Genomic DNA, 7,744 nt, shown 5'->3' with positions numbered 1-7,744 from the left:
TAGCGGGGGCGGGCGGGTTTCAAGGCCGGGTGCGTTTTCCCCGCGGCCCCTTGCAGCCCCCCAAGGGCGATACTAAGACTCAGGTAACCTTCAAGCGTTACGACCGTCCAACAAAGTATCTTCAGGCAGGCACATATGACCGATCCGATCGAGACCTACATGAACCTCGTCCCCATGGTGGTCGAACAGACCAGTCGCGGGGAACGGGCTTACGACATCTTCTCGCGCCTGCTGAAGGAGCGGATCATTTTCGTCAACGGTCCGGTGCACGACGGCATGTCGTCGCTGATCGTGGCGCAGCTGCTGCACCTCGAGGCGGAAAACCCGTCCAAGGAAATCTCGATGTACATCAACAGCCCCGGCGGTGTCGTCACCTCGGGCCTGTCGATCTACGACACGATGCAATACATCAAGCCCAAGGTCTCGACCCTGGTCATCGGCCAGGCAGCCTCGATGGGGTCGCTGCTGCTGACAGCGGGCGCCAAGGACATGCGTTTCTCGCTGCCCAACAGCCGCATCATGGTGCACCAGCCCTCGGGCGGCTACCAGGGTCAGGCGACCGACATCATGATTCACGCCGAAGAGACGCTGAAGTTGAAACGGCGGCTGAACGAGATCTACGTGAAACACACCGGCCAGACATACGAGGCCGTCGAATCCGCGCTGGAGCGCGACAACTTCATGGATGCCGAACGGGCCAAGGAGTGGGGGCTGATCGACGAGATCGTGACCTCGCGCGTGGTCGACGGCGAAAGCGGCGGCGACGCATGATTAGGCGCCCCGGTCCGCTGGGCGGGCCGGGGCGAATTTTCGGATTGTCGCGCCCGACCACGTGGCCTAAGCTGTCCGAACACTGGCAGCAGGCGGCGTTGTGGGGGCGCAAGGGCCGGTCGCCGGCGAAGCAGGAAACCGGGATAACCGGGAAAGGTGCGACTGATGGCAACGAATTCAGGCGGCGATAGCAAGAATACGCTCTATTGCAGCTTCTGCGGCAAGAGCCAGCATGAAGTCCGCAAGTTGATTGCAGGCCCCACCGTGTTCATCTGTGATGAATGCGTCGAACTGTGCATGGACATCATCCGCGAGGAAACCAAGGGGGCCGGGCTGAAGTCCTCCGAGGGGGTGCCGACCCCGCGCGAGATCTGCGAGGTGCTGGACGATTACGTCATCGGCCAGGCCACCGCGAAACGCGTGCTCTCCGTCGCCGTGCACAACCACTACAAGCGTCTCAACCACGCTCAGAAATCTTCGGATATCGAACTGGCGAAATCCAACATCTTGCTGATCGGCCCGACAGGCTGCGGCAAGACGCTGTTGGCGCAGACGCTGGCGCGTATCCTTGACGTGCCCTTCACGATGGCCGACGCCACTACGCTGACCGAGGCCGGTTACGTGGGCGAGGATGTCGAGAATATCATTCTCAAGCTGTTGCAGGCGTCGGAATACAACGTCGAACGCGCGCAGCGCGGCATCGTCTACATCGACGAGGTCGACAAGATCACCCGCAAGTCGGAAAACCCGTCGATCACCCGCGACGTATCGGGCGAGGGTGTGCAGCAGGCGCTGCTGAAACTGATGGAAGGTACCGTCGCCTCCGTGCCCCCGCAGGGTGGGCGCAAGCATCCGCAGCAGGAATTTCTGCAGGTGGACACGACGAACATCCTCTTCATCTGCGGCGGCGCCTTTGCCGGGCTGGACCGGATCATCGCACAGCGGGGCAAGGGCTCGGCAATGGGCTTTGGCGCTGACGTGCGCGACAATGACGACCGCGGTGTCGGAGAAGTCTTCAAGGATCTCGAACCCGAGGATCTGCTGAAATTCGGCCTGATTCCGGAATTCGTCGGCCGTCTGCCCGTCATCGCCACGCTCGAGGACCTGGACGAGGATGCGCTTGTCACAATCCTGACCCAGCCCAAGAACGCCTTGGTCAAGCAGTACCAGCGCCTTTTCGAGATGGAGGAAACCAAGCTCGACTTTACCGATGACGCGCTGCTGGCCATCGCCAAGAAGGCGATCGAGCGCAAGACCGGCGCACGGGGCCTGCGTTCGATCCTCGAAGGCATCCTGCTGGACACGATGTTCGAACTGCCAGGCATGGAAGAGGTGACAGAGGTCGTCGTGAACGAGGAATCGGTCACGTCCGAGGCCAAGCCGCTGATGATCTACGCAGATCAGAAAAAAGAAGGCGCGTCCGCGGGCTGACCTCGGTGAGGCAAACCACAAGCGCAGGGCGGGGTTCTACCCCGCCTTTCCTTTGTCAGGGGACGAGAAAATGACCATCACACGTATCTCCTCGGGCAGTCCTTTCGAGGAAAAGATCGGCTACAGCCGCGCCGTCGTCGCGGGTGGCTTCATCCATGTGGCCGGCACGGTGGGGCAGGGCGATACCGTCGAGGAGCAGTGCCGCGCCGCGTTGGCCACGATTTCGCAGGCACTGGAAAAAGCGGGCAGCAGCCTGTCGGACGCGGTGCGCGTCACCTACTACCTGCCGGACCGGCACGAGTTCGAATCCTGCTGGCCAATCTTGCGTGAGGCCTTCGGGGCCAACCCGCCCGCCGCAACGATGGTGGAATGCGCCCTGATCGACCCGAAATACCGGATCGAGATCGAGCTGACGACGCTCGCCCGCTAGGACATGGCCGGGCGGGCCGAGCTTCAGCCTGCCAGCCCAGCAAAAACGCCACAGGCGGCAAACGGCACGCCTGCGTCATGGCGGGCACTGGACCCCGTGCTGCGAATTCGCCATAAGAGGCGTCAGAATACAGGAGTCGTTCATGGGCATTCTCAACACCCTTCTGCGCGCCGTGACCTGGTGGAATGGCGCCACGCTCAACACCCTGATCTACACCAGCCGCAAAGGCGTGAAGGTCGGCGAAGATGAGCAGGGCAACAGCTTCTACCGGACCCGTGACGGCAAGAAGCGCTGGGTGATCTTCAACGGCGAGGCCGAGGCAAGCCGCGTCAGCCCCGATTGGCACGGCTGGCTGCATTACACCTTTGATGAGCCGCCCACCGACAAGCCGTTGCCCCACAAGACCTGGGAAAAGCCGCACAGCGAAAACCTGACCGGCACCGCGCTGGCCTATGCCCCGGCGGGCAGCATCCGGCGCGAGGCCCCTGCAGAGCGTCGCGACTACGAGGCCTGGTCGCCCGAATGACCCATTCCGTGGCCGAAGTGGTCGTCGGCGGCGCCGTTCTGGCGGCGGCGCTTACCTTTGGCGTCTACACCGTGCAAAGCACCGGTTTCGCACTGGGTTCTCAGGGATATGAACTCAGCGCCTCTTTCCGCTCTGTCGAGGGGATCGGGGTCGGGACCGACGTGCGCCTTGCGGGCGTCAAGGTGGGCACCGTCACGGGAATCGAGCTGAACCCCGAGACCTATCGTGCCGACACGACCGTGGTGATCGACGATCATGTCTTGGTGCCGCATCTCAGCGTGATCGCGATCGCATCAGAGGGACTGTTGGGCGGCAACTTCGTCGAGATTTCGCCCGGTGGCGGATTGGACAACTACCAGCCGGGAGACGAGATCCTGGATACGCAAGGCTCTGTCAGCCTGCTGACCATGTTGATGCGCTACATCGGCGGGGAAGGCGATCAGCAATGATCGCCCGCGCGCTGGCCGTGATGCTTGCGCTCACTGCGCCTGCCGTGGCGCAGGAGCAGACGGAAACAGGAACCGGCGCCGTGCTGCGCGGGCTGGACAAGCTGAACGCCAAGGTCAGCGACATCACCCTGCAGAACGGGGAGGCGACCGTCCTTGGCCTGATCGAGATCGCGCTCAAGGAATGCCGTTACCCGCAAGGTGATCCCTCGGGCGATGCCTATGCCTTTCTGACCATCCGCGAGGCCGGCGTGGCGAAACCGCTCTTTTCCGGGTGGATGATCGCCTCGTCCCCGGCGCTGAACGCAATGGACCACGCGCGCTATGACGTTTGGGTCATGCGCTGCACTCTGCCTGAGTAACGTCGCGCATTTTTGCGGTGATCGCGGTGTCGCCCCGAGCGAACCCGTGCGCCGTGTAGCGGTCAGGCAGAGGGGCGCAGGTGGGCCACCACGTCGACGCCAGACCTGGCCAGGGGCTGCGACCGGATGTCCGCGGGCAGTTTCAGCGCCTCGGACAGTTGCGTCCGATAGGCGTGCCGGGTGATCTCTATCCCTCCAAGGCTGGCCAGGTGCGGGGTCAGGAACTGCGTGTCGAACAGGACGAATCCCGTGCGCCGCAAGAGGTCCACCAGCCAGGCCAGCGCGATCTTGGAGGCATCCGTGCGGCGCGAGAACATAGACTCGCCGCAAAAGGCGGCCCCGACGGTCACGCCGTAGACCCCGCCAACCAGCGCGCCGTCCATCCAGATCTCCAGTGAATGCGCGTGACCCTGCGCGAAAAGCGCGTGGTAGAGGTCACGGATCTCGGAGTTGATCCAGGTTTCCTCGCGGTCGGCACATCCGTCGATCACGCCCGAGAAATCGGTATTCAGCGTCACCTGGTAACCGTCGCGGCGCAGGCGTTTCGCCAGACTGCGCGAGATCCGGAACCCTTCCAGCGGCAGCACGCCGCGACGCCGGGGGTCGACCCAGAAGATATCAGGATCGTCCCGCCGTTCGGCCATCGGAAAGATGCCGGTGCGATAGGCCTGAAGGAGAAGTTCGGGGGTGACACTCATGACGGCGGGATAGTCGCCTGTCGTGCCGTGCCCCGCCATGCGACCCGCCGTCCCGCAGCCTGTCTGCGAGAGGCGGTGTCGGGGAGGGGGGCGCAGGGCCGGGGCAGGGCGGCCCGGCTCATTCCAGCCCGCCGGCCTCCAGCCATTTTTCCAGCCAGTGAATGTTGTATTCGCCGGTATGGATGTCCTTTTCCCGCAAGAGCGCGTGGAACAGCGGCACCGTGGTGTCGATGCCGTCCACGATCAGCTCGCCCAAGGCGCGGTTCAGGCGTGCCAGCGCTTCGGGCCGGTCACGACCGTGCACGATCAGCTTGCCGATCAGGCTGTCGTAGTAGGGCGGGATGCGATAGCCGTCATACAGGGCGGAATCCATCCGCACGCCAAGGCCGCCCGGCGCGTGGAAATGCGAGATCGTGCCCGGGGAGGGGCGGAACTCGGGCAGTTTCTCTGCGTTGATGCGGACCTCGATGGCATGGCCGTTGATCTGCAGATCGTTCTGGGTAAAGGACAGCGGTTGACCGGCGGCGACAAGGATCTGCTCGCGCACAAGGTCAACGCCGAAGATGCCCTCTGTCACCGGGTGTTCCACCTGCAGGCGCGTGTTCATCTCGATGAAGTAGAACTCGCCATCCTCGTAGAGGAACTCGATGGTGCCGGCGCCGCGATAGCCCATCTTGGCCACGGCGCGGGCGCAGATGCCGCCGATATGGGCGCGCTCTTCGGGGGTGATCGAGGGGCCGGGGGCCTCTTCGAACACCTTCTGGTGACGCCGCTGCAACGAACAGTCGCGTTCGCCCAGATGGACACCGCCCCCCTGGCCATCGCCGAACACCTGGATCTCGATATGGCGCGGACGCTGCAGGTACTTCTCGATGTAGACTTCGTCGTTGCCAAAGGCCGCCTTGGCCTCGGCCCGGGCGGTCTGGTAGGCGCGCGACATCTCGTCCTCGTCGCGGGCGACCTTCATGCCGCGTCCGCCGCCGCCTGCGGTGGCCTTGACGATGACCGGATAGCCGAAGGACGCGCCGATCTGCTTGGCTTCCTCGACGCTGGCCACGCCGCCCTCGGAGCCGGGAACAACCGGGATTCCCAGTTCCTTGGCCGTCTCCTTGGCGGTGATCTTGTCACCCATCGTGCGGATATGTTCCGCAGACGGGCCGATGAAGGTGATGTCGTGGTCTTCGACGATCTGCACGAAACGGGCGTTTTCCGACAGGAACCCATAGCCCGGATGGATCATCGTTGCGCCGGTCACCTCGCAGGCCGAGATGATGGCCGGAATGGACAGGTAGCTGTCGGGCGAGGGCGCCGGGCCAATGCAGATGGTCTCGTCCGCCATGCGCACGTGCATCGCGTCGGCATCGGCGGTGGAATGCACCGCGACCGAGGGGATGCCCATTTCGCGGCAGGCGCGGATGACGCGCAGCGCGATTTCGCCTCTGTTGGCGATGAGGATCTTCTGGGTCATGCGCTTACTCGAGGATGACCAGCGGGGCACCGTATTCGACCGGCGCGCCGTCCTCGACGAGGATGCGCTTGACGGTGCCTGCGCGGGGCGCGGGAATATGGTTCATGGTCTTCATCGCCTCGACGATCAGCAGCGTGTCGCCTTCCTTGACCGACGTTCCGACCGCGATGAAGGAATCCGCGCCCGGTTCGGGCTGCATGTAGACGGTGCCGACCATCGGCGAGGTCACGGCGCCCGGATGGGCGGCGGGATCTTCGGGCATCACCTCTGCCGCGGCGGCGGGCGCTGCGGCGGCCGGTGCGGGGGCGGCAGCGACCGGGGCAGGGGCGGCAACGGGGGCCGGCGCGGCCACGGTAGAGGCTCGGCTGATGCGAACCTGCAGGCTGTCGTCGTCGCCGTATTCGCGCATGACCTCCAGTTCTGTCAGGTCATTATCCTGCAGGAGTTCCGCCAACGCCTTGATAAAGGCCACATCCGCATCGGACTTGTTCTCGCTCATGCCATCCTCGCCATGTCCATCTGCCCGTTACCGATCACATCGGTGGGCTCAGCGCGCTTATAGGGTATGGCGCGGGCGGTGAAAAGCGATGCCGCACAGGATTGCCACGCGGTTTCGCCCTGCCGGGCGGCATTGCCGGGGCGGCATGTGCCCAAGGGGATCAGTCGCGCGGTTCGTCGGCCGGTTCCGGTGGGCGATCTGCGGCGGCGTCAGACCGTGATTCCCCGGGGTCCCTGCCGGTGTCCCCGGCTCGTTCGGCGGCCTCCGCGGCCGTATTGGGCGGGGCCTGCTCCGCCAGCATGCGGCTGATGGTGATCTGCATGATGGAGGGCGGCGCGGTGTTGACGTCGGGATCGGGCTCGCCGTTGGCGGCGCGCCAGAATTTGTCCGGCGCCAGCCCTTCGCGCAGCCCCGCCTCCGGGTCGCGGGCATCGGCGATGGGTTTCACCCGTGTCTCGCGCGCAGGTTCGCGCGCGACATCGGGCAGCCCCTGCGGATGGCCCGTGACCTGCGGCGCCGTCAGCAGAGGTGTTGCAGTGACTTGCATTAGGCAGCTCCGTTTTCAGAGCGCCCCCACGTCCACGAATATACCACCGGAGGCGCTTTCGCGCAGTGGGTTCGGTCGAATTGAGGAGAGAATTCGCTCGATAAAGGGCATTGGCGGGAAGCCGCTGGGTATCGGCGGTTCTTGGCAAGATTGCGCAAACATGACCGAATTTTGAACTGTTCTATACGCATTCATGAAGTGACTTGCGACGTGCACGCATGAAGCCAGACAGGTTGAGGCCAACAGCATGAGACAAGCGCAGTGGAAATTCGGCGGCTCAGCCAACCACCTGGAGGCTTTCGAGGCGCTGCTGGCCTGATCTGCCCCGGGGAACAAGAAAGCCGCCGGGATGTCCCGGCGGCTCTTGCTGTCTGGACGCCCCTCTACCAGGGCGCACGCTGTCACGTATTCATTCTGTTTTGGATGAGGTCGTCAACGACGGAAGGGTCGGCGAGTGTGGATGTGTCGCCGAGGGCGCCGTAGTCGTTTTCGGCGATCTTGCGCAGGATGCGGCGCATGATCTTGCCGGAGCGGGTCTTGGGCAGGCCCGGGGCCCACTGGATGAG

The 7,744-nt window shown here is 64.2% G+C and carries 10 protein-coding genes; 6 read left to right on the top strand and 4 right to left on the bottom strand.

Annotation, left to right across the window (positions count from 1 at the left end; translation table 11 throughout):
• The first annotated feature begins 135 nt into the window (after positions 1-135).
• The 6 genes from RBB42_RS27660 to RBB42_RS27635 all read left to right on the top strand — a co-directional run bounded on the left by RBB42_RS27660 (position 136) and on the right by RBB42_RS27635 (position 3,966).
• Positions 136-771 carry an ATP-dependent Clp protease proteolytic subunit gene (locus tag RBB42_RS27660; RefSeq protein ID WP_305969505.1) on the top strand — a complete coding sequence of 212 codons (636 nt, stop codon included), beginning with the start codon at positions 136-138 and terminating at the stop codon, positions 769-771.
• A 165-nt stretch (positions 772-936) separates the two neighbouring features.
• A complete protein-coding gene (gene clpX / locus RBB42_RS27655) occupies positions 937-2,202 on the top strand; it encodes an ATP-dependent Clp protease ATP-binding subunit ClpX (protein ID WP_305969504.1) in 1,266 nt (421 codons plus the stop codon).
• A gap of 70 nt (positions 2,203-2,272) precedes the next feature.
• Positions 2,273-2,632 carry a RidA family protein gene (locus tag RBB42_RS27650; RefSeq protein WP_305969503.1) on the top strand — a complete coding sequence of 120 codons (360 nt, stop codon included), beginning with the start codon at positions 2,273-2,275 and terminating at the stop codon, positions 2,630-2,632.
• A gap of 142 nt (positions 2,633-2,774) precedes the next feature.
• The gene (locus RBB42_RS27645) at positions 2,775-3,158 is read left to right on the top strand and encodes an NADH:ubiquinone oxidoreductase subunit NDUFA12 (protein ID WP_043144566.1); all 384 of its coding nucleotides are present in this window, start codon (positions 2,775-2,777) and stop codon (positions 3,156-3,158) included.
• On the top strand, positions 3,155-3,607 hold the full coding sequence (gene mlaD / locus RBB42_RS27640) for an outer membrane lipid asymmetry maintenance protein MlaD (protein ID WP_305969502.1): 453 nt from the start codon (positions 3,155-3,157) through the stop codon (positions 3,605-3,607). Before RBB42_RS27645 ends, mlaD begins: the two co-directional genes overlap by 4 nt.
• The gene (locus RBB42_RS27635; protein WP_305969501.1) at positions 3,604-3,966 is read left to right on the top strand and encodes a DUF2155 domain-containing protein; all 363 of its coding nucleotides are present in this window, start codon (positions 3,604-3,606) and stop codon (positions 3,964-3,966) included. The genes mlaD and RBB42_RS27635 overlap by 4 nt, the downstream gene beginning before the upstream one ends.
• A gap of 62 nt (positions 3,967-4,028) precedes the next feature.
• On the opposite strand, the gene aat is transcribed toward RBB42_RS27635, so the two are convergent.
• The 4 genes from aat to RBB42_RS27615 form a co-directional block, all read right to left on the bottom strand.
• On the bottom strand, positions 4,029-4,664 hold the full coding sequence (gene aat, locus RBB42_RS27630) for a leucyl/phenylalanyl-tRNA--protein transferase (protein WP_305969651.1): 636 nt from the start codon (positions 4,662-4,664) through the stop codon (positions 4,029-4,031).
• 118 nt (positions 4,665-4,782) lie between these two features.
• A complete protein-coding gene (accC, locus tag RBB42_RS27625; protein WP_305969500.1) occupies positions 4,783-6,132 on the bottom strand; it encodes an acetyl-CoA carboxylase biotin carboxylase subunit in 1,350 nt (449 codons plus the stop codon).
• Positions 6,133-6,136: 4 nt separating this feature from the next.
• Entirely contained in the window at positions 6,137-6,631 is a 495-nt protein-coding gene (gene accB / locus RBB42_RS27620; RefSeq protein WP_306043947.1) for an acetyl-CoA carboxylase biotin carboxyl carrier protein, read from the bottom strand.
• A gap of 160 nt (positions 6,632-6,791) precedes the next feature.
• Positions 6,792-7,178 carry a hypothetical protein gene (locus tag RBB42_RS27615; RefSeq protein WP_305972724.1) on the bottom strand — a complete coding sequence of 129 codons (387 nt, stop codon included), beginning with the start codon at positions 7,176-7,178 and terminating at the stop codon, positions 6,792-6,794.
• Positions 7,179-7,744: the final 566 nt, after the last annotated feature.

Source organism: Mameliella sp. MMSF_3455 (assembly GCF_030733205.1).
GTDB lineage: Bacteria > Pseudomonadota > Alphaproteobacteria > Rhodobacterales > Rhodobacteraceae > Antarctobacter.
This window is presented reverse-complemented; position numbering and strand designations above follow the sequence as displayed.